Source organism: Cognataquiflexum nitidum (assembly GCF_022538055.1).
Taxonomy (GTDB): domain Bacteria; phylum Bacteroidota; class Bacteroidia; order Cytophagales; family Cyclobacteriaceae; genus Cognataquiflexum; species Cognataquiflexum nitidum.
The window spans coordinates 178,057-204,372 of record NZ_JAKZAM010000005.1 but is presented as its reverse complement, the minus strand read 5'-3'; the positions used below and the strand labels follow the sequence as shown (position 1 = coordinate 204,372).

Sequence of the window (26,316 nt, the reverse complement as noted above, 5' to 3'; positions counted from 1 at the left end):
TCATTTAGGCTGGCAGAATATTCATTTTGTTAATGCAATCATAATTTTTAATTTTTATCGTCAATTCTTTGTTTTTCTTATATTATTCTGTTTATTACTCTAAATCACCCGATTTTAAGTATTTCCTTTATGTATATATAAAATACATAGAATTTTATATCAAAAAACGAAATACCTTTTCTACGACTTAATCTGCAAAAACCAGCGAATAAAAATCACTGGTTGACAGGTCACAAGCAAAAAAGTCCTCGCAGGAGTCACTTTGAAAAATTCAATTGGGTCAGATTGATTGCAATGCTCAAACCCAACATGGGAGATGAATTCAATGTGAATCCTTTATGAGAAAAATTTACTCTTCTACTTTCTTAAAGGCCATAGGCCATCAGTACAAACGGGTTCAGAATATGAAATATTTTGAAGCCTCGATGATACTGAATGTATTGAGATTTTCGGAGGAGGAAGAAAAAACAACAACAAATACGACTTCTATTTCCCAGTATCAAAAAGAATTAAACCCAATTGAAAAAATCAAAATTTCAAAAATGAGATCCTGAATCATATGAAAAAGATACTTTACCTATTGACAATCCTTTTTCTGACTTTGGAAGCCAGATCTCAGGATGTACAGTTTTCGCAGTTTTATGCTGCTCCCCTGTATTTGAATCCTGCTTTTACGGGGGCATCAGAACTGACTAGGGTTGGGGTCAACTATAGAAACCAATGGCCAGGTCTGGACCATTCTTTCAATTCCTATTCAGCTTATATCGACCATTACATGTTTGATATCAATAGCGGGATTGGTTTGATATTCAACGGAAACAGAGAAAGTATGGCAAAGTTGAGTACAAATGAAGTCGGCCTTACCTATTCCTACAGATTACAGTTGGGTTATGAATCATTCCTGAGGTTTGGGGGGCAGGCAAGTTACATTTCAAGGGATGCGTATTTTGGTGATTTGGTTTTTGGGTCACAACTTGACATCAATAGAGGCATTGTGGATGACTTCAGTGGCGAACTATTCTCTGATGATTACAGACATCAGTTTATGGATTTCAACTTCGGGGTTCTTTTTCACACCGAAACAGCTTGGGTAGGTATTTCAGGTCACCATTTAACCCAACCCAACACTTCCTTTTTGGACGGGAACATCAGTAAACTCCCAATGAAACTTTCGGCTCATGGAGGTTTTAAAATAGATTTGGGAGAAGGGTTTATCAACAATTATTACAGTAATTCGCGACAAGAAAGATCCGCATTCCTTGCTTTCAACTACAAACACCAAGATCCCTTCAACCAATTGGATATTGGAGCCCAATTTTTCATCCAACCTTTAGTGGTTGGTGTTTGGTACCGTGGGTTTCCGGTCAAATATTCACTTCCAAACAATGAAGCCTTTATAGGTTTGATTGGTCTGACTTTGGAAAGTGGTCTAGATATTGGCTACAGCTTTGATTTTACCACTTCCAAACTTGCATTGAGCAGTTCGGGAGGTGCACATGAAATTTCTATCAGGTATTCGTTTATGTATGGTGATCCTAATCAGCGAAACAGAAGGAGTACCATCATTCCTTGCTTTAGGTTCTAAGGATCAAAAATTTAAAAATGAATTTATGATAAGCCCTTGATTATTTTGAAAGTAATTTTTTCCATTGACTATACGACCAAATTGGACGATCTGATTGAAGTAGCCACCTTCAATTCTAAAGTTCCCTGAAAAGCGGTAACCAGTAAGGATCCCAATTCGGTTTTGGTCAAAAATATTTTGATTGACATTTCCTCCAAAACCGATCAGAATCTCGTCATAAATCGACAGATATGGCTCCATGTCCTCCAAAGTAGGTCCATCCAAAGGCAGGTCAGTCCGAAACATATATCGGATCCTGTTTACAAATACAGACTCATCAGCCTTGATAGCATTGGGATCGAGGCTTCGCCCTACCCATCTCTGTTCGAGCATAAAACGGTGAGAAATGAGTGCCTTTCCGATAGGATTGCTGATCAACGCCATTTGATAAATCCGGTGTTCGGGAAATCTGAACCCATTTGCTGCAATGGGCTGTGCCCCATAGTTAAAAGTATCTGCAAAGGCATACCCCAGCCTAAAAGTGACCTGTGGGTAGGTTTTATAATTCACTCCGACACGATACAGGTTCTGTTGTGGACTAGAAATCCAATCCACCCTTCGCCATTGGAATTCTCCGTGAAAGCTCCATTTTTCATCTATTTTATAATTGCCGAAAAAAGCGTACCAACCGATTTGATTAAATTCGGTTTCTCGGTTATTTTGAGCGAATGCATTGGTAAAAATCAAAATGTTAACCAATAAGGTAATTGAAAGCAATTTCGTCTTGTATGTCATAATTATTCCTCTATACTTTATGAGATTCAAAATTATTGCTGTCTACCTTAGGCCAATGTGCCAAAGGTCACGAGAAGTAAAGAATCTCATCTGACAAAACAACTTTGGCACCGGAAGCTGACATCTCATTGATGGCCCTGAGGCCATCATTTTCTTGGATGTTTACTGCGCGGGTGGCATCAGCGATTAAGGTTGTAATAAACCCCTCCGAAATCGCATCCAAAACCGTGAACTTCACACAATAGTCTGTTGCCAATCCACAGACAAAAACTTCCTCTATCCCTTTTTCCTTCAGAAAAGCACTCAGGCCGGTGTCACCCATTCTGTTATTATCAAAAAATCCACTGTAGGAGTCAACATTTGGATTTGTGCCTTTTTTGAAAACTGCCTCCCACTTCTCTGTCTTGAGGCCGGGATGTAATTCTGCCCCTTTGGTACCCTGAACACAATGCACAGGCCACAAAATCTGGGAGACACCATTGAGGTCAACAAATTCACCAATATTTTTATTTGAATGATTGGCAGCAAAACTACCATGGTCTGCAGGGTGCCAATCTTGTGTAGCGACTATAAAATCAAACTTTTTCTGAAGTTCGTTGATAATCGGCACGACCTGATCACCTTCATTCACTGCCAAAGCTCCTCCGGGAATAAAATCATTTTGGACGTCTATGATGATAAGTGCTTTCATTTGATTTTGGTTAATGGTTATTGGGTTATTGGTTAGAGCATAAAGAGTGCACGACCATTAGGAAATTGAATATTAAATCAATTGCCCAAGAATCAAAGGTGCAATGGATTTAATTTGTAAAAAGTCGGATTGGTTCGCAAAACTGTTTGGATGGGAATTGGTAGAAACGACTTTTTCGATCACACCCGATTCCTTTATTTTTTTCAAAGCATCATTGGTAAACAACCCATGTGTAGTAATGGTAAATATCTTCTTTGCACCTGCAGACTTATACGCCTTGGCAGCGCTGATTAAGGATCCTCCTGTCCTGACCATGTCATCATAGATTACCACATCTCTTCCTTCCACATCTGCTGAGATACTTGTGACTTCAGTTTTATCACCGGAAATTCTTCTTTTGAAAACAAAAGCAGCATTTACTCCCATTTCATTGGCCAAGGATTCAACCCATTTTGCTCTGCCTGCATCGGTACAGGCCATCACAAATCCGTCTTCGGCCAGTTCCAATGCTGCCTTGATGATGATGGGTTTGCAGTAAACATGGTTGATCAAAGCCTGGCCTTCAAAATAATGCGGAATCCCTTCAGAGTGGAGGTCAAAGAAAACAAAATGGTTTCCGAGGCTTGTTCTCGGCAAAGAAGAAAACATCACTGCCCGGGATTTTGCAGTAACCACCTCCCCTATTTTTACAGCTCTTTCCATAGTGCTGTATCCAAAATAAGGGAAAAACAACTGAATGGATCTAGCTCCGTATTTGATCAGGGCATAAGCTAAATCGTAAATTTCAAGAGTATCTGAGTCTGAAATCGTTCCCCCGATCAGTACGACATCCTTACCATTGACAGGCGTCAAGATACGTTGGTACCTCTCTCCATCAGGAAATAGCTTGACTTCGATGATTCCTTTTTCGAAGTCACCTAGTTGCAAGACTTCTTCCTGAAGGTATCTATAATCAGGTATGCTAAATATTATTTTCTTCTCCATCGTAATTTTTCATTTTGAATACAAGGTCATTTCGAAGCTTGTATAGGCTATCTTCCAATCCCACCGGATAGATGTGTGGATTGACCAGACGTTTTAAGGCTTTGTCAAATTGGGCGAGGTTATGAGATGCATTTTGCTTGATCATATGAATATCAGGCATTGTGTAGACTTTTTTACCTTTTTCAAAAATCGGTTTGAGCAAAACATCTTTGTCCAGTCCTTTTGCTTTGATTTTTTTCCTTTTGGTAGGATCAATCGGGTCAATGATGACAAACTCTTCTTCCTCCAAATCTTTGGATGCCAAATAAATCATATCTGCCAATGCTTTTCCGTTTTTGCTGAATCGCACTACATTGTGATTACCCGGGATATTGATTTTGATGGATTGCTGGGAGACTTTCACCTTAGGCTCCCAAATCCCCTCCTGGGTCTTGATGGCTGACAATTTATAAACCGCTCCAAGCGCGGGCTGGTCAAAGGCAGTTACTAATTTGGTACCCACCCCCCAAATATCGATGGAGGCTTCCTGTACTTTCAACGAGGTGATGATATGCTCATCAAGGTCGTTTGATGCAACTACCTTGGCCTCAGGAAAACCCGCCTCATCCATCATCTCCCTAGCAATATTACTGTAATATGCCAAATCACCTGAATCAATCCGGACTCCTATCCACTCTTTTCCCTTTTCCCTTAACATTTTACCGACTTCGATAGCGTTTCGTATTCCGCTGATGGTATCATAGGTATCGACCAAAAACACGCATTTGTCAGGAAAAGCGTCTGCATAAGCCTTGAATGCTTCCAATTCCGAATCAAAAGACATGATCCAACTGTGTGCATGGGTCCCTGAAACAGGGATTCCAAATAACTTCCCAGCCAAAACATTGCTAGTGGAAGCACAGCCACCGATATAGGAAGCCCTGCTTGCCGCTAGTGCACCATCAATACCCTGCGCCCTTCTCAATCCAAACTCCATCACAGGATCGCCTTGAGCAGCAAATGAAATCCTAGCGGCTTTGGTAGCTATCAGGGTTTGAAAATTGGTGATGTTAAGAAGAGGCGTTTCCAATAATTGACACTGGAGCAATGGCCCTGTAACCTTGACAATCGGAATGTGTGGAAAAACAACCGTTCCCTCTTCCACCGCCTCAATGCTACATTTGAATTCCATCTGCCGGAGATAGGAAATAAAGGCAGGTTCAAAGGTGATGGAACCATCGCTATTTTTCATCCCTGACAGAAATGCAAGATCTTCTTCATCAAAATGAAAATTGCGGCAAAAATCGATGACATATTCCAATCCGGCTGCAAGAGTAAAACCACTTTGAAAAGGATGCTTTCGGAAAAAAAGGTTGAAAACAGACTCCTGTTCAGCCTTCCCCGACTTCCAATATCCATATGCCATCGTCAATTGATAAAAATCAGTCAGCAGAGCTAATGAGCCTTGATATAAATCCTTAGTGATTTTCATGCTAAAAATTTCTTTTAGAAAAACAGTTTTATTTTATTTCGATTTGCAATATAATGACTTGGCAAAAACAGAAACATAATAATTGGTTCCGGTTTATAATTCTTTTTGAAATTGAGAACAAATAAAAGTTACAATTCACAATACGGCTACGACAAACAGATATAAGGGAATGAAAAAAAACGGAAAATATTCTGAACAGGAATTGATCAGTGCCATCGTAAACCGGGAAAATGTAAACCAAGCCATCAGGTTTATGTATGAAGGATATTACAGGTACCTGGAAAACTATGTCCTGCAAAACAGCGGGAGCTCAGACGATGCTGCCGACATGATTCAGGAAGCATTCTTGGTTTTTATAAAAGTCGTGGAGGAAAACAAATTCAGACAGGACTCAGGTGTAAAGTCCTTCCTCTATTCAATTGTAAGAAATTTATGGATTACCGAACTAAGAAAAAGGAAAAGCATGGAAATCAGAAATGAAATGTTTGAAAACGCCAAAGAATCGGTGACCCTGGATATAAGCCACAGTCTGGTCAAGCACGAGAGTCATAAATTGATCATGGAACTTTTTCAATCCCTTGGACAAAAATGCAAGAATATCCTCCTTCTCTTTTATTATGAAAATTTGCCAATGAAGGAAATTATGGAACAGGAAGATTATTCAAGTGAACAAGTTCTTAGAAACAAAAAACATAAATGCCTCAAAAGTCTGATTGAAAAAATCCAGTCTGACGAAAAAACATATTCCACTGTAAAAAACGCGCTACAATATGCTGGATAATAAATACATCGCTCTATTAGATGATTATCTTGATGATAACCTTAGTTCCGAAGAAACCGAAAAGGTACTTTCAGAAGTAGAGTCTAATCCTGAACTCAAAGAATTACTTGGTATCCTAGCTTTGACAAGAGACAGCATCAGAATGTCAGGTCACAGAGAAACAATCAAAGAAATACAACGGGAATTTGAAAAAAAGGAATCGAATTTAGACTCCATCTCCAAAGTCGTCAAATTCAAACCACTTGGATGGTGGATAGGAATTGCCGCCAGTTTGTCAATACTATTATTAGTAGGTAATTATTGGGTCCAAAATCTTCCTGACAATCTTTATCAAGACAAATACATGGCCTACGAAATCCCCACGATGCGTTCGGCAGGACAGGCTGATGACAAACTGCAGGATGATTTCAAAAACAAAATATGGGATTCAGTCACCAAGTCTGTAAACCTTGAAGACCAAAACAGAAAGAACCTATTTCTTGCCGGACTCTCCTATTTTGAATTAAAAGATTATTCCAATGCACAACAATACCTGAGCAAAATAAAAGAAATCAATGATTCAGAAACAGGAAAATTATTTGAAGACGAAATAGACTACTACCTTTTTCTAATTCATCTAAGGTCTGAAAAATACCAAGATGCCCGATTGCTAATGAATAAAATCAGCTCTGATACAAACCATACTTACCATGATTCATTTGACTTTGGTGACCGTATCAAACTCGGTGCTTTGGGTATTTTCGAATCAAAATCAAAAATTTCAAAATAATAAAAGATATACAACCGCCTTCTTACCAGCATGTGATTTCTTACAGAATGGTTTCGCCAGGCTCATCCAGCTGGATTTAAAGATGTTAAAAGGGGGGAGAGAGAAATGCGACAAAACCGCATTTCTCTCTCCCCTTCAAGTTGAAAATTGTCCGTTAACCAAACTTACCTAGGCGAAGAAAAATGATGTTTGGCTATTGGTGTGAGGGCGGATAATCATAAAATTTTAAAAAAAATAATGTGAGATGGTTACATTATCAAAGGCAGTTTCGACCAATAAATGAAACTAAAAAACATTCAACTATGAACACATTAAAAAATTATTTAACATCCATGTCACTGATCTCAGTGATCTTATTTTCTTCCTGTAATCCTGAAGAAGAAATCCCTGCTATTGGCGGTATTGGAGAAGGAAAAATGGGAATCGCTTTTGTGCTGAAAAACAACCGACTCAATGCAGAAAATGCAAGGACCTCCAACAGTGCCATCAGTATCGAAAGTGGCTTTATCCAAATCAAAGAACTTGAACTCGATCTGGAGTTAAAAGGAAGCTGGAATTCTGATGACGACGACAAAGATGGAAGCTACAGCAAAGAGATTGAGATCGAATTCAAAGACATCAAAAAAATTACTTTCGACGAATTAGACAAATCCACAGATTTTTTTATCAACATTCCTGAAGGAGAATATAAAGAAATCGAATTGGAAATAGATCTGATTGATTATAAAAATGAGCCAAGCATCTTTTTTGAAGGAAAAATAACTTCTGCCAACGGTACTATCAAACCTTTTAAATTCGAGTATTTTGGAGATGATATTGATTTTGAAGTAGAAATCGAAAAAAGAGATGACAGTTACTTTACAATCGATAGAATTAACAATCCACTAGCTCTTTTTGAAATCAATGCTATTAACTGGTTCAAAAATGTATCTCTAACAGAATTAGACGAAGCCAATTCTACTGATGGTGTAGTGATAATTTCCAAAAACAGCAATAAATCCATATTTGAAAAAGTTAGAAAAAACATAAAAGCTTCTTCTGAAATAGAAGTTTATTTAGACTAGAGTAAAGTAAATTTAATTTTAGGCCCTAGTGAACACAAAAAGCCACCATCAGTGATGGTGGCTTTAGTATTTAAATTGATGGCTAAATTCTGCTTTTTGAAGAAAATATCTATCCAAAATTGACCTTGAGCCCATACCGACTTTTGAAAATTAACAAGCCAAATCCTAAAAGTATCAAAGCAAAAATCCAAAGGTAAACCGGTAAGTAATCAAAATATGTTCTTGCCGGTATTGAACCTGCCAAAACAAGGTGGGACCAAAAAACGGGATGATGAAACTGGGCCATTTTTTTATCTTCCAAAAGATCTGTTTTAGCTCTTCTAAGCGACTCCGCAAAAGGAAGTCCCTCTTCAACATAGAAATAAAATCGAGAAGTAATATAAGCAGTCGATCTATCTTCGGCCTTCCAAAGAGTTGAAATGATATTTGGACAACCTGCAAATGCAAAAGCCCGTGAAATACCCAGAATACCCTCACTTCTACTAAGGCTTCCAAAGTTGGTCTCACAGGCACTCAAAAATATCAGTGCCGATTCTGTCAAATCCAAGTTATAAATTTCATGGGTGAATAACCTATTTTCCATATCTCCCGGGTAGAAAACTATAAAAGCTTGTTTGGGATCTTCAGGGTCAGGCAGTGCATGTGTAGAAAGCTGAATGATATCTGACTTGGAGGCCATATTTAAAAACTCCTTTTTGGTACCTTCCTGACTTACAAAGCTCTCCCCTTTTAAAGAATATATTTCTTCTCGGGAAAAAGGCAGTTTTGGTAGATCGATATTTTCATCTTTCCAAGCATTATCAAAAAAAGGTGCAAATCCTGCTTTAACTTGATCTACAAAATTTCGGGATTCAAAGGTTTCCAAAAGCCTAATGGAATGCTGGTAGGTAATGGCATGGTCAAAAATCAAGAATTCTGAAGGAGACTTTTCAAAAGAATCAAAAGGTAGGTCTATCAAAATCCCATGTGGAATTACCATTAAGTATTTATATTCTTTTAATTTTTCGGACACAGGCCCCAATAATTTTTCATATAGAACAGTCCCAACTCCACCAAAAGAATACTTCTCTCCTACTTTATAGCCAATTATTTCTTTTTTAAATTCTCTTATACTCAGAGCCAACTTATCCATTTCAGTAATTTCGGCCACATTTATACCTTCCTTGTCCAGGCTGAAAAGCAGAATCCGGTCATCTAATTCAAAAAATGAAAGCAGAAGCGTATTTTTATCCAAGACGGACTTTTGGATATAATTCAAATCAACAGATTGGTTTCTTGTTTTTTGATTAACAAATTCAGGAAAATCATTGAATTCATTATGCAACCTTGACAATTCCAATCGATTGTCAGTAAGTTGGGCTTGAAGCATTTCCAATTCATCTTGCCCATTTTCTTCAAGAATCCTTTGCTGTATTTTGGAAATGGAAAACTGCAAATCCCTTTCCTTTTGAAGGAGGTCAGCCGGAATCCCCGAAATTTTTTTCAACTTATTCTCCTTCATCCCAATGTTCAGGCTGGTAGACTTACTGTTTTCTGCCCAGTCAAGCGCTTTGTAAATTCTCCATTCTTCCTCTTGAAAATCTGGATGGAATAGAATGGTTTTAATGGCATCTTGGTAGGCCTCGAATACAAAATCACCTAAAAATATTCTAGCCTCATCATTGTCATAAAAACTTCCGACAAAAGCAGCTATATCAAAAGCCGTCTGATAGGTAGATAGACCTGCCTCCCAATATGCCCTATTTTTTTCTACATCATATAAATTAATGAAACTTTTGGCCTTGCCTACGAGACTTTCAACAAGTGGAAAAGTAGCAAATCCAACACTATAGTCAACAGGATTTTTGAATATATCTTGATCTTCAAACAATCCGTCTGTCTGAATTATAGATTGGTGAAAATATAGGGTAGCATTTTTAAAATCCTTTTGGGCAAATGCAATTTTGCCCAAAATCAGGAATGATCTTCCAAGTTTAAAATCGGTTGCCGATCGGTCAGAACCTGTTTTATTATCAATAAATTTTAATAAAGTTTCTTTTGCCTCTCTATATTGGCCTTTTGCAATATAGATTTCTGCCAATTGGTTTTGATAGAAATGGCTGTTTTTAAACTCAGGTGACTCCATTTTATTCAAAAAATACAAAGAAGAATCAGGTTTTTCCTTGCGAAGGTATATATTCGAAAGTTGAGCAAATACCTGATTTTCATTGATCTGAAATTCCTCCAATTGCCTGTAGATATATAGGGCACTGTCTGTTTTTCCGAGCTGATATAAAGAAGTGCCGATATTGTTCAAAAAACTAAAAAGAGCATGCTTGTAATATGGCTCCAATTCGGCATAATTATCCCCTTCAATAATAAGATTTTTTGATTTATTAAAGTAATTAATTGATTGGTTATAATTTCCTGATTCAAAGTATATTACACCTAGTGAATTGAACAATCTTGAAGCTTCTTCTTTGGAGTTTTTAAAAGAAATTAGTTTCTCTGCTTCTTCCAAAAAATAGATACAGCTATCCGCTTTGTTCAAGAGATAATATGCCTCCCCGACAAATAAGTTCGATCCAAAAAACAAAGAATCCGGTATACCATATTTGCTTTGTAACTCCAATCCTTTTCGATAATAGGCCACTGCCTCCGGCAAATCCCCTTGGATAAGACCCAAACTTCCCAGTTTTTCATAAGAGTCCAATAAAAAATGAGCAGCTATATTATTCTGATCAGCCCCTGACACTACCTCCAAAAATAGGGATTTTGCTAAACTGTCAGTAAGGTCATTCGGCTCTTCTGCTTTAAAAAATGAGAGCGCTTCCCTGTATTTTATTTCAAAGTCAAATGGTTCCCGAGATTGAGAGGTTTGAAAGAGGAAAGAAATAATGAATAGAAACCACCTCGGTTGCACAGTGCATTGGCTTTAGATAAATTAGGTAATAATACCCAAATTATTGTAACCTCGCAACAATCAAAAGGAAAGGTGGTCTAGGTTTGGCTTTTGGATTTTCAGCTTTAAGCCTTGCATTTGAAATTTTACCACGATTTACTCCTTCTAATAAACCGGCATTCTTTTGATCGATCTCATCCAAAAGGCTCTGAGGAACATCCGCCAAAGTAGCAAAATAGAAGATTTTCAAATCTATGGCATTCAATGCTCCAAGTGATCGGTCCTGTAACCTATAATACAATCTTGCATCTAATTCGGATCCATTGACAGGTTCTGATCCAAAAGCTCCGTTTTCCAATGTTTTTCGAAGGTCGATAATACCCGTTGAATTATTGACTTCAATGCCTAATTTGGAAATATCCTCATTATTGGGGCCTAATTCACCGAATTTACAAACAATATCATCGTCATCACCATCATCATCGTCATCATCGTCGTCGTCATCATCGTCACACGGGCTCAAAACATCACGGTTGGAATTAAATACAGGTAAAGCCAAAAAATCATTTTGGTCAATGATATATACTTTATCCAAATAATTGATCCCGCCAATAATCAAATCAAAAGTGCATGAAAGGTCAGAACCGGAAGGCATAAATGAAATCCTATATTTTAGGCCCGTCTCGCTTTTATTGATGTCTATTTCTCCCGTGGATTCATTTATCACCAACCCATCAGGAATAGCCGAAAAGGTACCATTTAGACTTTTAACGGGGATTATTTTATTGTCCAAATTTTCGTTGATATAAAAAATAGTATCGCTGTAAGAGAGATTCGCACAATCAAAAGGACCCAAATCTTGCTTTTCAGGCTCAATCTTGGGTTCACAGGACAGAATAGTCCATGAAAATACCACTACCAAAAATTTATACAAATTTTTCATGAAACCGGCTTTTGATGTTTGTCGAAACTGATTGTCAGAATGTAACCACATTATTTAAATATGTTCATCGCCACACCAAACAGAACCAAAATCATACCGAAAAAAACCATAAGACTGTAAGTTTCTCCAAAAATAAAAAATCCAAAGCTGAGGGCATAAATTATTCCAATATAACTAAGGCTTGCCACCTTGGATAGGTTGGCATTCTGGTAAGCCAAAGTCATGAAATATTGGGCAAATTGGGTTAACAAACCCACGGCCAACAAAATCCCCCAATCCCAGCCAACGGGAACTACCCAAACAAAATAGCTGATCAAAGCAGCTATGGGAATAGTAATGAAAGGGAAATAAAACATGATGACCAAGGGATGTTCTGAGTTTTTGATTTTCCTGATGATATTATACGCAAGACCCATCGCCAAGGCCGAAATCAAACCAATAGTCATATCCAGAAAAGTAATCCTAGGATCAAAGCCCTGAATGATTACCACCCCTGCAAAAGAAACTCCAAAATACAGAAATTGCTTTGCCCTTACTTTCTCTTTTACAATAAATATCCCCAAAATAGTGGTAAATATCGGCGCGAGATAATTGATAGTGACCGCACTTGCGAGAGGAATGCTCTGTAGGGTATAAAAAAAAGTCATCAAACCTATGGAACCAGCGATACCTCTAAGTATCAAAAGTTTTTTGTTGTTGCCAAAAACGGGGACTGATTCTTTTCTTAACAATATATACGTGAGAATCAAACTAAAAACAGAGCGAAAAAGTATAATTTCTATGGCAGGAATATGCGGAATCAGTTTCACTGAAACATTCATCAGTGAAAAAAGAAACCCTGCCAATAACATGTGCTGAACACTTTTTTTATTCAAGGAGTTTAAAGTTTTTTAAATCTAATGGTTTAAAAAACAATTTTTGATTGTTCAACATAAATTTAATTTCCCACATCTTTTGGAACAAAGTTTCAAACTCAGACTAAAGAAATCAGTTTATTGACCGATTATCTTGCCGTCCTGCATGACTAAGGTTCTGTCTGCCATCTGGGCAAGTTCCTGGTTATGCGTCACTATCACAAAAGATTGACCGAATTCTTTTCTCAATTCAAAAAACAATTTATGTAGTGCTTGGGCACTTTTTGAATCGAGGTTACCACTTGGTTCATCCGCAAAAATAATTTTGGGATCATTCACTAAAGCCCTTGCGACCGCCACCCTTTGTTGTTCACCGCCTGAAAGTTCTGAAGGTTTGTGTCCTAATCGGCTACTTATTCCCAACCTTTCTGCCAATTGCTGTGCTCTTTTTCGGATTTCAATCATTGGCTTGTTTGCAATAAGTCCGGGTATCATCATATTTTCTTCAGCTGTAAATTCAGGGAGAAGGTTGTGAAACTGAAAAATAAAACCGATCTCCCTATTCCTGAATTCTGCCAGTTTATCACCTTTAAGGCCAGTTATCAAAGTGTTTCCAATCTTTACTTCACCTTTATCGGCCTGGTCCAAAGTTCCTAAAATATGCAATAAAGTACTTTTTCCGGCACCGGAAGATCCTACTATAGAGACAACTTCTCCTGAACTTATACTTACATCTACACCTTTGAGGACATGTAAGTCTCCATAATTTTTGTGGATTCCTTTTGCAACTAACATACAATGTGATTTTGGTCATCAAATATAAATAATACAGATTCCTATGTAACCATTGAATGGATTTATTTACCAAAAGACCGAATGTTAATTTGATAAATAAACATGTAGCGCTTAACTTCGGGCAAAAATTTTCATAAGGATGAACATACACGAATATCAAGCTAAAGAACTTTTAAAAAGCTATGGCGTCAGGATTCAGGAAGGGATAGTTGCTGACAGCCCTGAAGGAGCATTAGAGGCTGCCAAAAAGCTAAATGCTGCAACCGGAACTTCCTGGTATGTAATCAAAGCTCAGATTCACGCAGGAGGCCGGGGAAAAGGATTGGTAAATGAAACTGGATCGAGAGGTGTTGTTTTGGCCAAAAGCCTAGAAGATGTGCCCGTGAAAGCTGCCGGAATACTAGGTGGAACATTGGTCACCATTCAGACAGGTGCAGAAGGAAAGAAAGTAAATAAAGTTTTGGTGGCCGAAGATGTGTATTATCCCGGAGCTTCCGAACCAAAGGAATACTATTTATCCATTTTATTGGACAGAGGAAAAGGAAGCAATGTCATCATGGCATCGACTGAAGGTGGAATGGACATTGAGGAAGTCGCAGAAAAGCATCCTGAAAAGATTATTAAAGAGTGGATCGATCCTAAAGTAGGATTGCAAGGATTTCAAGCCAGAAAAGTAGCCTTTAAGTTGGGTCTTGAGGGCAATGCATTTAAGGAAATGGTAAAATTCATCACCGCTCTTTACAATGCTTATGTGGGATCTGATGCCGCACAATTTGAAATTAACCCGGTGCTAAAAACATCCGATGATAAAATTTTGGCTGTGGATGCAAAAGTAGGCTTAGATGACAATGCACTTTACAGACAAAAAGCCCTTGCTGAATTGAGGGATATTGCAGAAGAAGATCCTTTAGAGGTAGAAGCTGGCAAATCAGGCCTAAACTATGTTAAGTTGGATGGAAATGTGGGTTGTATGGTCAATGGAGCGGGGCTTGCTATGGCAACCATGGATATGATCAAACTTTCAGGTGGCGAGCCCGCCAACTTCCTTGACGTCGGAGGAGGAGCAAATGCCGTCACTGTAGAAGCTGGATTTAGAATTATCCTTCAGGACCCAAATGTAAAAGCCATTCTAATCAATGTTTTTGGAGGCATAGTAAGGTGTGATAGGATTGCCAACGGCGTCGTGGAGGCCTACAAAACTATAGGTAATATTCCTGTTCCGATTATTGTAAGACTGCAGGGCACCAATGCAGAGGAAGGTGCTAGAATAATCGATGAATCAGGATTAAAAGTATCTTCAGCCATCACCCTAAAGGATGCTGCTGAAAAAGTTAAAGCCGCTATTTCTTAATAAGAGTGGTTTATTAAGCGTGCGTAGTTCAATTGGATAGAATATCGGATTTCGGCTCCGAGGGTTGAGGGTTCGAATCCTTCCGCGCGTACAAAGCTCCAAGGTTTCTCTTGGGGCTTTTTTTTTCTACATGACATTTATCATTCAATTCACTGATATAGAATAGTATAATTTATTCTTGGCTAAGGTATTTTTATGTTAAATCAGATATAACAAACCTCGAAAGCCATGAAAAAGATACTAGTCCCTACTGATTTTTCAGACTGCGCCAAAAATGCTGAAAAATACGCACTCTTCTTAGCACAAAAAATTGATGCCGAGTTGGTTTTCCTTCATGTCATCAATACACCCGTGGATTGGTCAAAATTAACCAAAGAACAGGAAAATCTTTTTCCTGATGCCAAGGAGGCCATTGCACATTCAAAACAAAAACTTACTGATTTAATAAAACAAGCCGAATCTATCGGAATTAAATCCCGTAAAGTATTGATTTTCAACAATAGTAATGAAAAAATACACAGATTTGTTGAGGATGAAAAAATAGATATGGTCGTGATGGGTTCTCATGGGGTATATGGTTTTAAGGATTATATTCTTGGGACAAATACCTACAGTATGTTGAGAAATTCAAAAGTTCCGGTGGTCGTCGTAAAAAATCTCCCCGAGAAGCTAAAACTCGAAAAACTGGTCTTTGCCACCAATTTTAGAGAGGCAACTGGCCATACATTTCGGGAAGTTGAAAATCTTTCAGAGATACTCAGGGTCAAACTCAGAATACTTTATGTAAACACGCCAACATACTTTCTCGAGACAAACGATATTCTGGATATAGGAAAAAAATTCCTTAATGAATTTGCAAGTTATGAGCATGAGATCAATATCATTGATTCCTTCAAAGAGGAAAGAGGAATAATCCAATATGCAGAAAAAATAAATTCAGATGGGATTGCTGTCATCACTTATGGAAAATCTGACTTCAAACAATATTTCTCACCAAGTGTGACGGAAAACCTTATTGGATTGACTGAAATGCCTGTAATCAGTATAAAATTGGCTAAAATGTAAAAAAGCAGGAGAATTTCTCCTGCCCTTTTTATGAAAACTAAACCAACTATTATTTAACTACCACAATTGAAACAAAAATAATACATAAATGTAATAATCAAAATTTTTTAAAGAAAAGGTAAGCAAAAACCTATTTTTTATTGTTGACTTTGTACAAAATACCCAAAGCGAGGGCTTGGCTGAATTGTATGCCATCCACCATGTCGATATCATAAACATTGATACTTGTAAATGTCACATCCACATACCGGGTAATTTTTGCGATAAGCGTAAAATCCAATCTATGGTCAATAGTACGGAAATCCAAAGTCTCCAAGTTGGCAAATATCTGATATCGGGAATTGAGAGTCAGGTTATCACTGAATTTCTTATTGTAAGTCATGAATGCCTGAAAAGCTAACCACTCAGTCCTCAATTTTTGTCCCGCAGGTACCCCGTAATTATCAGGAACAGTATTGATCAGACCTGTGTCCGTCACAAAAGTAAATCTAGGTGAAAAAGGAGCCAATCTCAGGGCAAAATTTTCATTTGGCTTATATTCAAATCCAAAACCAGATGTCAAAAAGGCCGGTGCAAAAAACCTTGAAATAAGAACCGGCTCACCTGCTGAATAATCAAACCCATCTGTAAATTGAGTTATAAAGTTTAAAGATGCAAAATAACCCCACTTTTGTGTGATTTTGTAGCCCACTTTTGAATCAAAAAATATCCTATCGTTGGATTTTCTCAATCCTTGATCTTCATTTTTTACAACACCATATATAAGCTCCAGTTGATTGTCCCAGCTTAGCCTGTCCTTGGCATAATTGGCCTTTCCACTTAAAATAGAGCCTAGCGCAAAAGAATTAATCCCACCTGCTTTCCAATTTCCAGAAAACGAAGCTTGATTAAGATTGAAGCCAATACTTAACTCAGAATTCCAATAAGTTGTGTCCTTTAAAGCTTTTTCAACACTGTCTGAGGGAACAACACCTTGTGGATCTTGGGCATATCCAAATCGAACCAAGGCAAAAATCAATGAGATTGTAAATAATTTTTTCATAGGTAATAATTATATGAACACAAAACAAACAAATAAATAAATAACATTTAGGATATAATAATTTGGACTTTATCCTTATTTGGGGAATTTTTACCGAAGTATTTTATGCAAATAAATCCTTTTTTAAAATATTAGAGTTAAATATTAAGTAAAAATAAATCACCATTGCAAAACTATGATACTCAGGTATAATTCTATCAATTTATTGCTTTTCATATTTGTTTTTTTGGCTTCATGTAGCTCAATAGAAATTTTTAAAGAGAAAACGGAATTTGCACCATATAAAGAATATGGAAGTTTTGTGATCATCAATAAAGAAATAGGCCACAGGGGATTTAATGATACTTACTTAGATGCCCTTGTTTCGGATGAGTTACAATCGCTATTAGAGGCTGAAGGACTTCAATATGAAAGGGAAAACCCGGAACTGGTATTAAGGTATACCTCAAATGAAGATCCAAGGCAAAAGGAGGTTTATAACAACAGGTTTCCCATGTGGGGTGGCCGGGTCTGGGACCCTTGGATGTTTGATCCTCGATTCTTTAACCAACAGGATATGGTTTCAACAAAAAACTATCAACTCATGCAGATTATAGTCGAATTTATTGATCCAAAAAATGATAAAATTTTAATGCAACTTACCGCTGTATCTGAAGTTACAAATGCAAAAGACAAAAAAAATAAGGCCTTAAAATCTATTGAAAAAATAACAGAGACTTATAAAATACACATCCAAACCAAATAAAATATTATGGAAACCCCAAAAAAAACCTTCTCCTCTTTAAAAGAATTTTATCCTTATTATCTTTCCGAACACCAAAATCCTACAAGTCGGAAGCTGCATTTTATCGGTACGGCTTTTTTGTTTTTCATCCTTGGTGCAGCCATCTTTTTTTCCAAATACATTCTACTCCTTTTCATTCCTATAGTCGGATATGGGTTTGCATGGGTTGGTCATTTCTTTTTTGAAAAAAACAAACCTGCAACATTTAAACACCCATTTTATAGTCTTGCTTCTGATTTTATCCTGTTTTATCATCTTGCCTCAGGAAAAGAAAAGTTTAATCCTTAATAAAAGAGAAATAATGTTGATAATTTTTTAAATACCTATTGCTAATACGAAGTTAAGCAGTAATTTTGTATCAAGCTTATTGTATTTCAAATTCAATATTTTGTATTATATGGTAAAAATAGTTCTTATAGATGATGATCCTATCAGCACTTTCGTAACAGAAAAGCTGATCAGTAAAAATATAAATGTTCCTCACAAGATTTTTAAATTCCAGAGTGCGACAAAGGCATTACAGGATATCTACCTAATTGGCCCAAATTACTTATTTTTGGACCTTAACATGCCTGAAATGACAGGTTGGGATTTCCTAGAAGAATTCCGCCCAAAAGAAGCGAGCCCAGAAATTTACATATTGAGCAGTTCAGTAGATGAAAGAGACATTATAAAAGCAACAAATTACGCTGTGGTAAAAAAATATTTGTCTAAACCCCTCGTAAAAAAGTATATTAAAAATATTTTCAATTGATTTTTTAACATTTTTTAAAATTTCCACTTATTTAACAAACCTGTAAGGTATTTTATTGTTAACTTTTTATAAAAATAGCCTTCTATGTCAAGTAAAAATTTTGATTTGATCACAGCCATTAGAAACACGATCAATAAATTAAAAAAAGGATCTCCATACCAGTGGGGCCACATGGGTGCTTGTAATTGCGGAAACCTTGCCCAAGAACTCATTCACTTATCAAAAGAAGAAATCCATAAATATGCCATGGAAAAATTCGGGGATTGGAATGACCAATTGATCGATTATTGCCCTGATAGCGGCTATCCAATGGATCTTATGATCAGTAAAATGCTTGAAAAAGGCCTTACCATTGATGAACTCCGCCATCTTGAAAAATTGTCTGATCCGAAAATATTGAGGAATATCCCTTTTCCTAAAAGAGACAAATTAGAAAAAAATAACCTTAAGGATGTTTTACTATATTTTGAAACTTGGCTGGAAATGCTAGAAAATCAATGGATTGAGGAAAGTGTCAAGTTAGATGCAATTACGTTGCAAAAAAATAACCTTGACAAGGTATTTGCTTAAATATTTATTTTGATTTAATTAGTGCCCATCAATCCATTTGATATTTAAACCATTAACCTTATTCATACTATGGACGATTTTGAAGACGATTTTGAAGAAATCGAAGATTTCGATGATGACGATGAGTTTGCTGAGGAATTTAAAGACGAGGTGTACGATCTTGACGAAGACAGTGAACTTCTTGATGAGGATTTCGACGATTTGGAAGACGACGATTTCGACGATGACGATTTCGATGAAGATTTTGACGACGAAATTGATTAATTAAGGCGAAAAGGCAGGAAGTTTGAACAATCTTCCTGTTTTTTTATTTCAAATTTTGTCCAAAATCCATTCTATACTATCTTTCGGAAAATTAGTAATAAGAAATCCTTCCTATATGTTATTTCAAATCTTCAGTTCCCCTATTGCTTCAGGTGCACAATTGTTTTTATTGATAGTTTGTCTCCTAGTCGGACTTGGTGCAGGCCTTTCTTTTATAGATTTTAAAAGTACAAAAGCGCCAAAAGAAGTAAAAAGAAAATAAAAAAGGGTCATTAAAGACCCTTTTTTATTTGGTATTTGTTTTTTGGTGTATATCCTCATTCTCACCAGAACGTGTTTCTTGTAGGTTGTTCAAGGTGTACTCTACCACCAAATCATAAAGATGTTATTAGTGGAAGGGAGAAATACGGGTAATCTTTAATTTTTTTAATGGACATTCCCCATTAATTTTTTTATTGGCTTGCTGATCAGTAATAATAACAAACCAGCTCCCACTGCTGTGAACACGATGATCATGTATTGACCGGGCATCTGTGCCAAAGCCTCCTCGGTACCACCACTTGCCTCACCTGCGATCAAACCTGCAAATAAATTTCCAAGAGATACAGATAGAAACCATATTCCCATCATTTGCCCTCCATATTTTGCAGGTGCCAATTTTGTTACCATACTCAACCCAACAGGACTCAGACTAAGTTCCCCAAAAGTGTGAAGGAGATAAGTGAAAATCAGCCAGGTAGGAGCTGCAAGATTACCTGAAGCAGCGATTTTGGCCGCAAAGTACATTACCAAAAATCCCATACCAAGAAGAAGTAAACCCATCGCAAACTTCAATGGCGAGCTAGGCTCCAAATTTCTTCTTCCTAACCATACCCATAATGCTCCAAAAAATGGCGCGAAAATGATGATAAACATGGAATTAACAGATTGGAAATATCCTGCCGGTATTTCCCATCCAAGAAAGTTTCTGTCAGTAAAGCGCTCTGCAAATAGATTCAAAGTTGAACCTGCCTGCTCGAATCCTGACCAAAAAAGTGCGGAAAACAAAAAGAGAATGGCAATGACCCCCACCTTATTTCGATCATCCTGATTCAATCCACCAAATAAAATTACATATCCGAGGTAAACGAATGCAACTACCGCAATTATTGTCCCCGAAGCACCTGCCAAAGCCAATACATTAATGGGAATAATACCTAAAAACAAAAGTGCTAATACAAACAAAACAACTGCTCCTATTCCAAAAAGAATTTTTATCAACTTTCTTCTTTCTGCACTGTCCTTTCCATTCTCAATTACGATTTCTTCTCCATATCCTTCTAGGCTGGCGCTTGTGAATTTATATTGGACCAGCCCAAAGACCATTCCCAACCCGGCCAAACCAAACCCCAAATGCCAATCATAGGTCGCCAGGGTGCTACAAGCAATCGGTGCAATAAATGCCCCCAGATTGATCCCCATGTAAAAGATTGAAAAGCCTGCATCCCTTTTTGAACTACCGGCAGGATACAGCTGTCCTACAATAGAACTTATGTTTGGCTTCAAAAGCCCCGTACCTACTACAATCAAGATCAATCCCATAAAGAATGAATTGGTATCCATCAAGGAGAGGGATTCCTTTACAGCAGTTTCCTCACCCATAAGATTGAACACACCCGGCAAGGCCATGGTAAAATGCCCCAAAGCAATAATTATCCCTCCATACCAAACTGATTTTTTAAGACCAAGTAGCCTATCCGCAAACCAGCCACCTGGAAGTGCCAGAAGATATACGCCCATTGTGTATAATCCATATATTGCGCCGGAGGTCTTATCATCAAATCCCAAACCACCATCGACAATAGCTGTCGTCATAAAAAGGATTAAAAGTGCCCGCATGCCATAAAAACTAAACCTTTCCCACATCTCTGTGAAAAACAAAGTCATTAGACCTTTGGGATGGCCCATTATAGTTGGGCCAGGGTACAAATCCAGCGAACTGCCGCCAGGATTCTTTTCAAATTTATTTTCCAATATTTCTGATTTTTTAAGGGTGATTATACTATTTATATGTTATCCGCTTATTTGCCTTTAACCCAATATGCTACTTCAAAGAGATTGAAAGTCATACCTCAGATGTAAAGGACATTTCAGTTTCTTGACAAGAATTTATTTCAATTTCAAATAGTACTCTAATCATTGCGTACATACTTGTTTATTTATATCACAATGATAATAGAATTTACCAAATTGTACTATTCTTGATTCAAAACCAAATTTAGAATTCTCAGGCAGGTCTACCTACTTTTCAATTTACCCCTAACAATTAAGGGGATAGGTTTCAGATGAGTAATTATTAATAGAATTAAGATCCGTAATCGATTGTTTGACCAAAAAAACAGGATTTTTATTATTCTATCTCTAATTTATTTTTATATTTGGAATATAATTTAAGGGCTTTCTAAAAGTCTCTAATAAAAAAACTGTTTTAGTCAATTGATATTTCTCAGAAAATAAACCCAGACCAAGGGAGTGCTTAGCGCTCCTTTTTTATTTTTGGGTTTTTGGAAGTTCACCAAATAATATTTGTTATTTTTGACAAATTAAAATTTATGAAAACAGCAGAAATACATACTGAAAAAGGCTTGATGAAAGTCGAATTTTTTGATAAAGATGCTCCAAAAGCAGTAGACAACTTTATCACACTATCCAAGAAAGGTTTCTACGATGGTTTGACTTTCCATAGGGTTATCCCCAATTTCGTAATTCAGGGAGGTTGCCCAATAGGAAACGGTACAGGTGGTCCTGGTTACAAAATTGACTGCGAACTAGAGGGCGATAACCAATACCACGACCGTGGTGTCTTGTCAATGGCCCATGCGGGCAAAAATACAGGTGGCTCACAGTTTTTCATTTGCCATAGCAGGGACAACACCGCCCACTTAGATAGGAGGCATACCTGCTTTGGAAAGGTCGTAGAAGGGCTGGAAGTCGTTGATTTGATCCGGCAGGGTGACAAAATCGAAAAAATCATTATCCATGAAGATTAAATGAAAAAGGCCTGAAGAATTTCAGGCCTTTTCTTTTAAAATAAAGCACCTGCTATGGTTGCTGTCATCAAGCAAGCCAAAGTTGCGGCCATCAAAGCCCTCATGCCAAGTTTAGAGAGATTTCCCTGTTGGTTTGGTGCAATACTTCCTATGCCTCCTACTTGTATGGCAATCGAACTAAAATTGGAAAAACCACAGAGCGCATAAGTTGCGATTACTATTGATTTTGAAGAAAGGGTTCCGGTATTTTTCATATCCGCCAAACTCAGGTAGGCCACAAATTCATTGATGACAGTTTTTTGACCCAAAAGTGATCCTACCTGTAGCGTTTGGCTCCATTCTATACCAATTACCCAAGCAAAAACACGAAAAACCTGCCCTAGGATATATTCTAAAGAAAAACCTGTAAACTGCCCGTTTGTAGAAGAAACAATCAGCTCATTCAATCCTGTATAATTCCCAATAAGTCCTGATAGGATATAATTCAAAGCCGCTATCACAGCTATAAATGCCAAAAGCATTCCGCCAACATTCAGGGCTAATTTTAAACCTTCTGAGGCCCCAATAGACATCGCATCGATGAGGTTGACTCCCATGCTTTCCTCATTGACTTCAAGTTTACTGTTGATAGCTTCCCTGTCAGTTTCCGGAATCATGATTTTAGACATCACAATCGCAGCCGGAGCATTCATAATGCTTGCCCCCAAAAGATATGCTGCAAACTTTGTTTGTTCGGCAGGATTATCACCACCCAAAAAGGCCACATATCCTGCCAAAACCCCACCTGCGATAGTCGCCATTCCGCCAGTCATCAAACACATCAATTCAGATTTTGACATTGTAGGGATAAATGGCCTTACCAAAAGAGGGGCCTCGGTTTGTCCAAGAAAGATATTGCCTGCCGCAGAAAGACTTTCAGGCCCTGAAAGCCTCATTGTTCTTGCCATTACCCATGCAATGCCGAAAACAACTTTTTGTAGAATCCCTAAATAATACAGTCCTGCCGATACTGTAGAAAAAAAAATGATCGTCGGTAAAACCTGAAAGGCAAAGATAAATCCAAAGGAATTAGTAGCTAAATCACCAAAAATGAAAGTCGCCCCATCAGCTGAGAAACTCAAAAACTTGACAAACGCACGGCTAACCAAAGAAAATAATTGGGCAACAGCTTCAACTTTTGTGATCAAAAACCCAAATATTGCCTGTAGGGCCACTCCTATCCCAACAAGCCTCCAATCCACATTTTTTTTGTTACTAGAAAAAATAAAGGCAACAGCGAGTAAAACCAAAATACCAATCAAACCTCTAAAATAATCCATGTAATAATTTTGATTAAATGTTTTTCAATGATTAAGCTTATATCGGGCTAAAAATAATCAAAATACAAAACCCAAGATACCTTAAAAAAGTAAGCCTGGCTTTAACCAGGCTTACAAATCAGTTTCTCCTGTTTATCTCATCCCTAATTCTTGCGGCTTTTTCATAATCCTCATCGTAGATGGCCTTGTCCAACATTTGATTGAGTTTATCCAAACTAAAATCCTTTAGGGAATCAGTACTTTTGGGAGTGGAAGTTCCTGCTTTTCCAGATTTGATCGGCTTTTGCGGATCTCTCTTTTCCTCTTCCTCATTAAATTCTATGGCAGCCTCGGACATGACTTTTGAAACACAAAATATAGGAGCATCAAACCTCACTGCTATGGCTATAGCATCTGAAGGCCTGGCATCAATCTCAACAGATTTAGAAGCATTTTTACAGACTATTTTCGCATAAAACACTCCTTCCCTCATATCTGAAATCAAAATATGATCAATTGAGAAATTGAAATTTGAAGAAAACGATTTGAATAGATCATGGGTCATGGGTCTGTTCGGAATGATTTTCTCAATTTCGATAGCAATGGCCTGGGCTTCAAACATTCCAATAACGATAGGAAGCCTTCTACTCCCTCCTATTTCGCCCATTACCAAAGTAAAGGATCCTGATTGGGAATGGTTAGATGACAATCCTAAAATTTCTAATTCAATGGTCTGATCCACAGTAATTTATTTTTGGGCTTTTATAGCTTCGGTTAGTTTTGGAAGAACTTCAAATGCATCTCCTACTATGCCATAATCTGCAGCTTTAAAGAAAGGTGCTTCAGGATCTTTGTTGATTACGACGATACACTTGGATGAATTTACCCCCGCAAGATGTTGAATAGCGCCCGAAATTCCAACAGCTATATATAATGTAGGGGCAACTTTAACGCCTGTCTGACCCACATGTTCATGATGTGGCCTCCAGCCGATATCGGATACGGGCTTTGAACAACCCGTCGCCGCACTGAGTTCCTTGGCGAGATTTTCTATCATTCCCCAATTTTCAGGTCCCTTCATCCCCCTACCTCCTGAAACAACAATATCTGCCTCAGGAAGTAATATTTCACCTGTTGCCTTATCTGTGGATGTAATGCTTGTTGCAAAATTTTCAGCAGAAATTTCAAGTTTGATTTCTTCTACAACTGCCAATGGACCATCTGTTTTCAGATCCACCGCATTTTTCTTTACAGCAAGTATTTTATGGTCTGTGTTGACAAGGGTATCGGCAAATGCCTTGCCTGTATAAATACTTCTTCTCACTTTATATCCGGAAGTGGTATCAGGAAGCTCGACTACGTTAGATACCAATCCGGCATCCAATTTAACAGCCAATCTTGCCGCAACAGCATCTCCCAAAGATGATTTTGCCAATACTAAGGTTGAGGCAGCCATCTTCTTGTAAACCTGCGCAACAGCCTCTGCATGGGCTTGGATTATCCCATCGTTTAATTTTTGATCACTCACATGAATGACTTTAGATGCACCGGCGGGCCCTGCTTTTGCTAACTCCCCGGCAGCAATTGAGCCTAAAGCAACTGCAATAACCTCTCCCGAGGAAAGTTTGTCTGACAATGCACGGGCATAAGAGACAGCTTCTAAACTTGTTTTTTTAACGGAACCTTCCGCATGTTCTATATATACTAAAACTGACATATCAATTTGTTTTTCAATTATTTAACAATCATTAATTAAAGCACTTTTGCTTCGTTTTTTAGCAACCTCACCAATTCTCCGACATTGTCTTTGTCGACTAATTTCACAGCGCCTTTTGCAGGTGGCATTATAAATGAGGTAACGTCTGTTACCACCGCATCCGAAGTTGGCTCTACAACTACAAGGGGCTTTGTCCTTGCTGACATAATCCCTCTCATGTTTGGGATTTTCCATTCTGCAATCGGTTCCTGACAGCCGGCAATTAACGGAAGTTTTGCCTCAACATATTCCTTACCACCTTCAATTTCTCTCGCCATTTTCACTTTGTCACCTTCAATCTCCAACTTCATCACCGGCGAAATAGAAGGTATTCCCAACAATTCTCCTACCATACCATGAACCATTCCTCCATTGAAATCAATGGATTCTCTCCCCATTAAAATCAGGTCGTAGTTGTTTTGCTTGGCAATAGCCGCAATCTGTTTTGAAACAAAAAAAGAGTCTTTGGGAAATGAATTGACCCTGATAGCATCATCAGCACCGATAGCCAATGCTTTTCTTAAAGTGGGTTCGGTTTCGGCTTCTCCTATATTCAAGGCCGTCAAACTTGCCCCTAATTGCTCCTTTAACTCCACTGCCCGAGCCAATGCATAATCATCATAAGGCCCTATTATAAACTGGACTCCGTTTTTATCAAACTTGGTATTGTTCTCTGTAAATTGGATTTTGGATGTCGTATCCGGTACGTGGGTAATACAAACAAGAATTTTCATTTATATATATTTAGGTTATTTATTTTTAAATTGTGTGAATTTAGTAATTAGGATATAATATAAAAAAGAATTCATGT

At 37.6% G+C, this 26,316-nt stretch carries 26 protein-coding genes and 1 tRNA gene; 13 read left to right on the top strand and 14 right to left on the bottom strand.

Going from position 1 to position 26,316, the window contains the following annotated elements; all coding sequences use genetic code 11:
* Positions 1 to 559 precede the first annotated feature (559 nt).
* Positions 560 to 1,585, top strand: coding sequence for a PorP/SprF family type IX secretion system membrane protein (locus MMU07_RS05290; RefSeq protein WP_241124792.1), 1,026 nt, complete (start codon positions 560 to 562; stop codon positions 1,583 to 1,585).
* A gap of 3 nt (positions 1,586 to 1,588) precedes the next feature.
* Here the strand turns inward: MMU07_RS05290 and MMU07_RS05285 are convergent, their stop codons facing one another.
* From MMU07_RS05285 to MMU07_RS05270, 4 genes are all read right to left on the bottom strand, one after another.
* Positions 1,589 to 2,359, bottom strand: a complete 771-nt coding sequence (locus MMU07_RS05285) for a DUF2490 domain-containing protein (RefSeq protein WP_241124791.1) — start codon at positions 2,357 to 2,359, stop codon at positions 1,589 to 1,591.
* 67 nt (positions 2,360 to 2,426) lie between these two features.
* The gene (pncA, locus tag MMU07_RS05280; protein WP_241124790.1) at positions 2,427 to 3,050 is read right to left on the bottom strand and encodes a bifunctional nicotinamidase/pyrazinamidase; all 624 of its coding nucleotides are present in this window, start codon (positions 3,048 to 3,050) and stop codon (positions 2,427 to 2,429) included.
* A gap of 72 nt (positions 3,051 to 3,122) precedes the next feature.
* Positions 3,123 to 4,034 (bottom strand): ribose-phosphate diphosphokinase, encoded by a 912-nt coding sequence (locus MMU07_RS05275; RefSeq protein ID WP_241124789.1) that lies wholly within the window; start codon positions 4,032 to 4,034, stop codon positions 3,123 to 3,125.
* Entirely contained in the window at positions 4,012 to 5,505 is a 1,494-nt protein-coding gene (locus MMU07_RS05270) for a nicotinate phosphoribosyltransferase (protein WP_241124788.1), read from the bottom strand. The genes MMU07_RS05275 and MMU07_RS05270 overlap by 23 nt, the downstream gene beginning before the upstream one ends.
* Before the next feature lie 169 nt (positions 5,506 to 5,674).
* On the opposite strand from MMU07_RS05270, the gene MMU07_RS05265 reads away from it, so the two are divergent.
* The 3 genes from MMU07_RS05265 (at position 5,675) to MMU07_RS05255 (ending at position 8,119) form a co-directional block, all read left to right on the top strand.
* Positions 5,675 to 6,286: an RNA polymerase sigma factor gene (locus MMU07_RS05265; RefSeq protein WP_241124787.1), complete on the top strand. Its 612-nt coding sequence runs from the start codon at positions 5,675 to 5,677 to the stop codon at positions 6,284 to 6,286.
* On the top strand, positions 6,276 to 7,055 hold the full coding sequence (locus tag MMU07_RS05260; RefSeq protein WP_241124786.1) for a hypothetical protein: 780 nt from the start codon (positions 6,276 to 6,278) through the stop codon (positions 7,053 to 7,055). The genes MMU07_RS05265 and MMU07_RS05260 overlap by 11 nt, the downstream gene beginning before the upstream one ends.
* Positions 7,056 to 7,357: 302 nt before the next feature.
* Positions 7,358 to 8,119 (top strand): hypothetical protein, encoded by a 762-nt coding sequence (locus MMU07_RS05255; protein ID WP_241124785.1) that lies wholly within the window; start codon positions 7,358 to 7,360, stop codon positions 8,117 to 8,119.
* A 109-nt stretch (positions 8,120 to 8,228) separates the two neighbouring features.
* On the opposite strand, the gene MMU07_RS05250 is transcribed toward MMU07_RS05255, so the two are convergent.
* The 4 genes from MMU07_RS05250 to MMU07_RS05235 all read right to left on the bottom strand — a co-directional run bounded on the left by MMU07_RS05250 (position 8,229) and on the right by MMU07_RS05235 (position 13,592).
* Positions 8,229 to 10,853 (bottom strand): CHAT domain-containing protein, encoded by a 2,625-nt coding sequence (locus MMU07_RS05250; protein WP_241124800.1) that lies wholly within the window; start codon positions 10,851 to 10,853, stop codon positions 8,229 to 8,231.
* Positions 10,854 to 11,061: 208 nt separating this feature from the next.
* Positions 11,062 to 11,943 (bottom strand): hypothetical protein, encoded by an 882-nt coding sequence (locus MMU07_RS05245; protein WP_241124784.1) that lies wholly within the window; start codon positions 11,941 to 11,943, stop codon positions 11,062 to 11,064.
* Between the two features lie 50 nt (positions 11,944 to 11,993).
* Positions 11,994 to 12,818, bottom strand: coding sequence for a DMT family transporter (locus MMU07_RS05240; protein WP_336246173.1), 825 nt, complete (start codon positions 12,816 to 12,818; stop codon positions 11,994 to 11,996).
* A gap of 117 nt (positions 12,819 to 12,935) precedes the next feature.
* Entirely contained in the window at positions 12,936 to 13,592 is a 657-nt protein-coding gene (locus MMU07_RS05235) for an ABC transporter ATP-binding protein (protein ID WP_241124783.1), read from the bottom strand.
* Positions 13,593 to 13,731: 139 nt separating this feature from the next.
* Between MMU07_RS05235 and sucC the strand changes: the two genes are divergently transcribed.
* From sucC to MMU07_RS05220, 3 genes are all read left to right on the top strand, one after another.
* Entirely contained in the window at positions 13,732 to 14,943 is a 1,212-nt protein-coding gene (gene sucC / locus MMU07_RS05230; RefSeq protein WP_241124782.1) for an ADP-forming succinate--CoA ligase subunit beta, read from the top strand.
* A 17-nt stretch (positions 14,944 to 14,960) separates the two neighbouring features.
* A tRNA-Arg gene (locus MMU07_RS05225) sits at positions 14,961 to 15,034 on the top strand.
* A gap of 137 nt (positions 15,035 to 15,171) precedes the next feature.
* Positions 15,172 to 16,008, top strand: coding sequence for a universal stress protein (locus MMU07_RS05220; RefSeq protein WP_241124781.1), 837 nt, complete (start codon positions 15,172 to 15,174; stop codon positions 16,006 to 16,008).
* A gap of 130 nt (positions 16,009 to 16,138) precedes the next feature.
* On the opposite strand, the gene MMU07_RS05215 is transcribed toward MMU07_RS05220, so the two are convergent.
* Positions 16,139 to 17,050 (bottom strand): DUF3078 domain-containing protein, encoded by a 912-nt coding sequence (locus tag MMU07_RS05215; protein WP_241124780.1) that lies wholly within the window; start codon positions 17,048 to 17,050, stop codon positions 16,139 to 16,141.
* A 175-nt stretch (positions 17,051 to 17,225) separates the two neighbouring features.
* On the opposite strand from MMU07_RS05215, the gene MMU07_RS05210 reads away from it, so the two are divergent.
* The 5 genes from MMU07_RS05210 to MMU07_RS05190 all read left to right on the top strand — a co-directional run bounded on the left by MMU07_RS05210 (position 17,226) and on the right by MMU07_RS05190 (position 19,422).
* A complete protein-coding gene (locus tag MMU07_RS05210) occupies positions 17,226 to 17,795 on the top strand; it encodes a DUF4136 domain-containing protein (RefSeq protein ID WP_241124779.1) in 570 nt (189 codons plus the stop codon).
* Between the two features lie 6 nt (positions 17,796 to 17,801).
* Positions 17,802 to 18,122, top strand: a complete 321-nt coding sequence (locus tag MMU07_RS05205) for an Mpo1-like protein (protein WP_241124778.1) — start codon at positions 17,802 to 17,804, stop codon at positions 18,120 to 18,122.
* A 109-nt stretch (positions 18,123 to 18,231) separates the two neighbouring features.
* On the top strand, positions 18,232 to 18,588 hold the full coding sequence (locus MMU07_RS05200; RefSeq protein ID WP_241124777.1) for a response regulator: 357 nt from the start codon (positions 18,232 to 18,234) through the stop codon (positions 18,586 to 18,588).
* 84 nt (positions 18,589 to 18,672) lie between these two features.
* A complete protein-coding gene (locus MMU07_RS05195) occupies positions 18,673 to 19,158 on the top strand; it encodes a hypothetical protein (protein ID WP_241124776.1) in 486 nt (161 codons plus the stop codon).
* A 69-nt stretch (positions 19,159 to 19,227) separates the two neighbouring features.
* Positions 19,228 to 19,422 (top strand): hypothetical protein, encoded by a 195-nt coding sequence (locus MMU07_RS05190; protein WP_241124775.1) that lies wholly within the window; start codon positions 19,228 to 19,230, stop codon positions 19,420 to 19,422.
* Positions 19,423 to 19,848: 426 nt separating this feature from the next.
* Here MMU07_RS05190 and MMU07_RS05185 read toward each other — a convergent pair whose 3' ends face one another.
* The gene (locus MMU07_RS05185) at positions 19,849 to 21,369 is read right to left on the bottom strand and encodes a peptide MFS transporter (RefSeq protein WP_241124798.1); all 1,521 of its coding nucleotides are present in this window, start codon (positions 21,367 to 21,369) and stop codon (positions 19,849 to 19,851) included.
* Between the two features lie 644 nt (positions 21,370 to 22,013).
* Here MMU07_RS05185 and MMU07_RS05180 point away from each other — a divergent pair.
* Complete coding sequence (locus MMU07_RS05180; protein ID WP_241124774.1) at positions 22,014 to 22,451, top strand: peptidylprolyl isomerase; 438 nt, start codon at positions 22,014 to 22,016, stop codon at positions 22,449 to 22,451.
* A 35-nt stretch (positions 22,452 to 22,486) separates the two neighbouring features.
* On the opposite strand, the gene MMU07_RS05175 is transcribed toward MMU07_RS05180, so the two are convergent.
* From MMU07_RS05175 to MMU07_RS05160, 4 genes are all read right to left on the bottom strand, one after another.
* Complete coding sequence (locus MMU07_RS05175) at positions 22,487 to 23,770, bottom strand: NupC/NupG family nucleoside CNT transporter (RefSeq protein ID WP_241124773.1); 1,284 nt, start codon at positions 23,768 to 23,770, stop codon at positions 22,487 to 22,489.
* A 118-nt stretch (positions 23,771 to 23,888) separates the two neighbouring features.
* Positions 23,889 to 24,491 (bottom strand): bifunctional nuclease family protein, encoded by a 603-nt coding sequence (locus MMU07_RS05170; RefSeq protein WP_241124772.1) that lies wholly within the window; start codon positions 24,489 to 24,491, stop codon positions 23,889 to 23,891.
* A 6-nt stretch (positions 24,492 to 24,497) separates the two neighbouring features.
* Entirely contained in the window at positions 24,498 to 25,466 is a 969-nt protein-coding gene (locus tag MMU07_RS05165; protein WP_241124771.1) for an electron transfer flavoprotein subunit alpha/FixB family protein, read from the bottom strand.
* Positions 25,467 to 25,501: 35 nt separating this feature from the next.
* Entirely contained in the window at positions 25,502 to 26,239 is a 738-nt protein-coding gene (locus tag MMU07_RS05160; RefSeq protein ID WP_241124770.1) for an electron transfer flavoprotein subunit beta/FixA family protein, read from the bottom strand.
* Positions 26,240 to 26,316: the final 77 nt, after the last annotated feature.

What these genes read in the sequence shown, in the direction of transcription:
- MMU07_RS05275 (WP_241124789.1), bottom strand. Translation starts at nt 4,034, where the DNA reads ATGGAGAAGAAAATAATATTTAGCATACCTGATTATAGATACCTTCAG.
- MMU07_RS05270 (WP_241124788.1), bottom strand. Translation starts at nt 5,505, where the DNA reads ATGAAAATCACTAAGGATTTATATCAAGGCTCATTAGCTCTGCTGACT.
- MMU07_RS05285 (WP_241124791.1), bottom strand. Translation starts at nt 2,359, where the DNA reads ATGACATACAAGACGAAATTGCTTTCAATTACCTTATTGGTTAACATT.
- sucC (WP_241124782.1), top strand. Translation starts at nt 13,732, where the DNA reads ATGAACATACACGAATATCAAGCTAAAGAACTTTTAAAAAGCTATGGC.
- MMU07_RS05235 (WP_241124783.1), bottom strand. Translation starts at nt 13,592, where the DNA reads ATGTTAGTTGCAAAAGGAATCCACAAAAATTATGGAGACTTACATGTC.
- MMU07_RS05180 (WP_241124774.1), top strand. Translation starts at nt 22,014, where the DNA reads ATGAAAACAGCAGAAATACATACTGAAAAAGGCTTGATGAAAGTCGAA.
- pncA (WP_241124790.1), bottom strand. Translation starts at nt 3,050, where the DNA reads ATGAAAGCACTTATCATCATAGACGTCCAAAATGATTTTATTCCCGGA.
- MMU07_RS05165 (WP_241124771.1), bottom strand. Translation starts at nt 25,466, where the DNA reads ATGTCAGTTTTAGTATATATAGAACATGCGGAAGGTTCCGTTAAAAAA.
- MMU07_RS05200 (WP_241124777.1), top strand. Translation starts at nt 18,232, where the DNA reads ATGGTAAAAATAGTTCTTATAGATGATGATCCTATCAGCACTTTCGTA.
- MMU07_RS05220 (WP_241124781.1), top strand. Translation starts at nt 15,172, where the DNA reads ATGAAAAAGATACTAGTCCCTACTGATTTTTCAGACTGCGCCAAAAAT.
- MMU07_RS05215 (WP_241124780.1), bottom strand. Translation starts at nt 17,050, where the DNA reads ATGAAAAAATTATTTACAATCTCATTGATTTTTGCCTTGGTTCGATTT.
- MMU07_RS05175 (WP_241124773.1), bottom strand. Translation starts at nt 23,770, where the DNA reads ATGGATTATTTTAGAGGTTTGATTGGTATTTTGGTTTTACTCGCTGTT.
- MMU07_RS05195 (WP_241124776.1), top strand. Translation starts at nt 18,673, where the DNA reads ATGTCAAGTAAAAATTTTGATTTGATCACAGCCATTAGAAACACGATC.
- MMU07_RS05245 (WP_241124784.1), bottom strand. Translation starts at nt 11,943, where the DNA reads ATGAAAAATTTGTATAAATTTTTGGTAGTGGTATTTTCATGGACTATT.
- MMU07_RS05265 (WP_241124787.1), top strand. Translation starts at nt 5,675, where the DNA reads ATGAAAAAAAACGGAAAATATTCTGAACAGGAATTGATCAGTGCCATC.
- MMU07_RS05260 (WP_241124786.1), top strand. Translation starts at nt 6,276, where the DNA reads ATGCTGGATAATAAATACATCGCTCTATTAGATGATTATCTTGATGAT.
- MMU07_RS05160 (WP_241124770.1), bottom strand. Translation starts at nt 26,239, where the DNA reads ATGAAAATTCTTGTTTGTATTACCCACGTACCGGATACGACATCCAAA.
- MMU07_RS05255 (WP_241124785.1), top strand. Translation starts at nt 7,358, where the DNA reads ATGAACACATTAAAAAATTATTTAACATCCATGTCACTGATCTCAGTG.
- MMU07_RS05185 (WP_241124798.1), bottom strand. Translation starts at nt 21,369, where the DNA reads ATGGGCCATCCCAAAGGTCTAATGACTTTGTTTTTCACAGAGATGTGG.
- MMU07_RS05210 (WP_241124779.1), top strand. Translation starts at nt 17,226, where the DNA reads ATGATACTCAGGTATAATTCTATCAATTTATTGCTTTTCATATTTGTT.
- MMU07_RS05190 (WP_241124775.1), top strand. Translation starts at nt 19,228, where the DNA reads ATGGACGATTTTGAAGACGATTTTGAAGAAATCGAAGATTTCGATGAT.
- MMU07_RS05290 (WP_241124792.1), top strand. Translation starts at nt 560, where the DNA reads ATGAAAAAGATACTTTACCTATTGACAATCCTTTTTCTGACTTTGGAA.
- MMU07_RS05205 (WP_241124778.1), top strand. Translation starts at nt 17,802, where the DNA reads ATGGAAACCCCAAAAAAAACCTTCTCCTCTTTAAAAGAATTTTATCCT.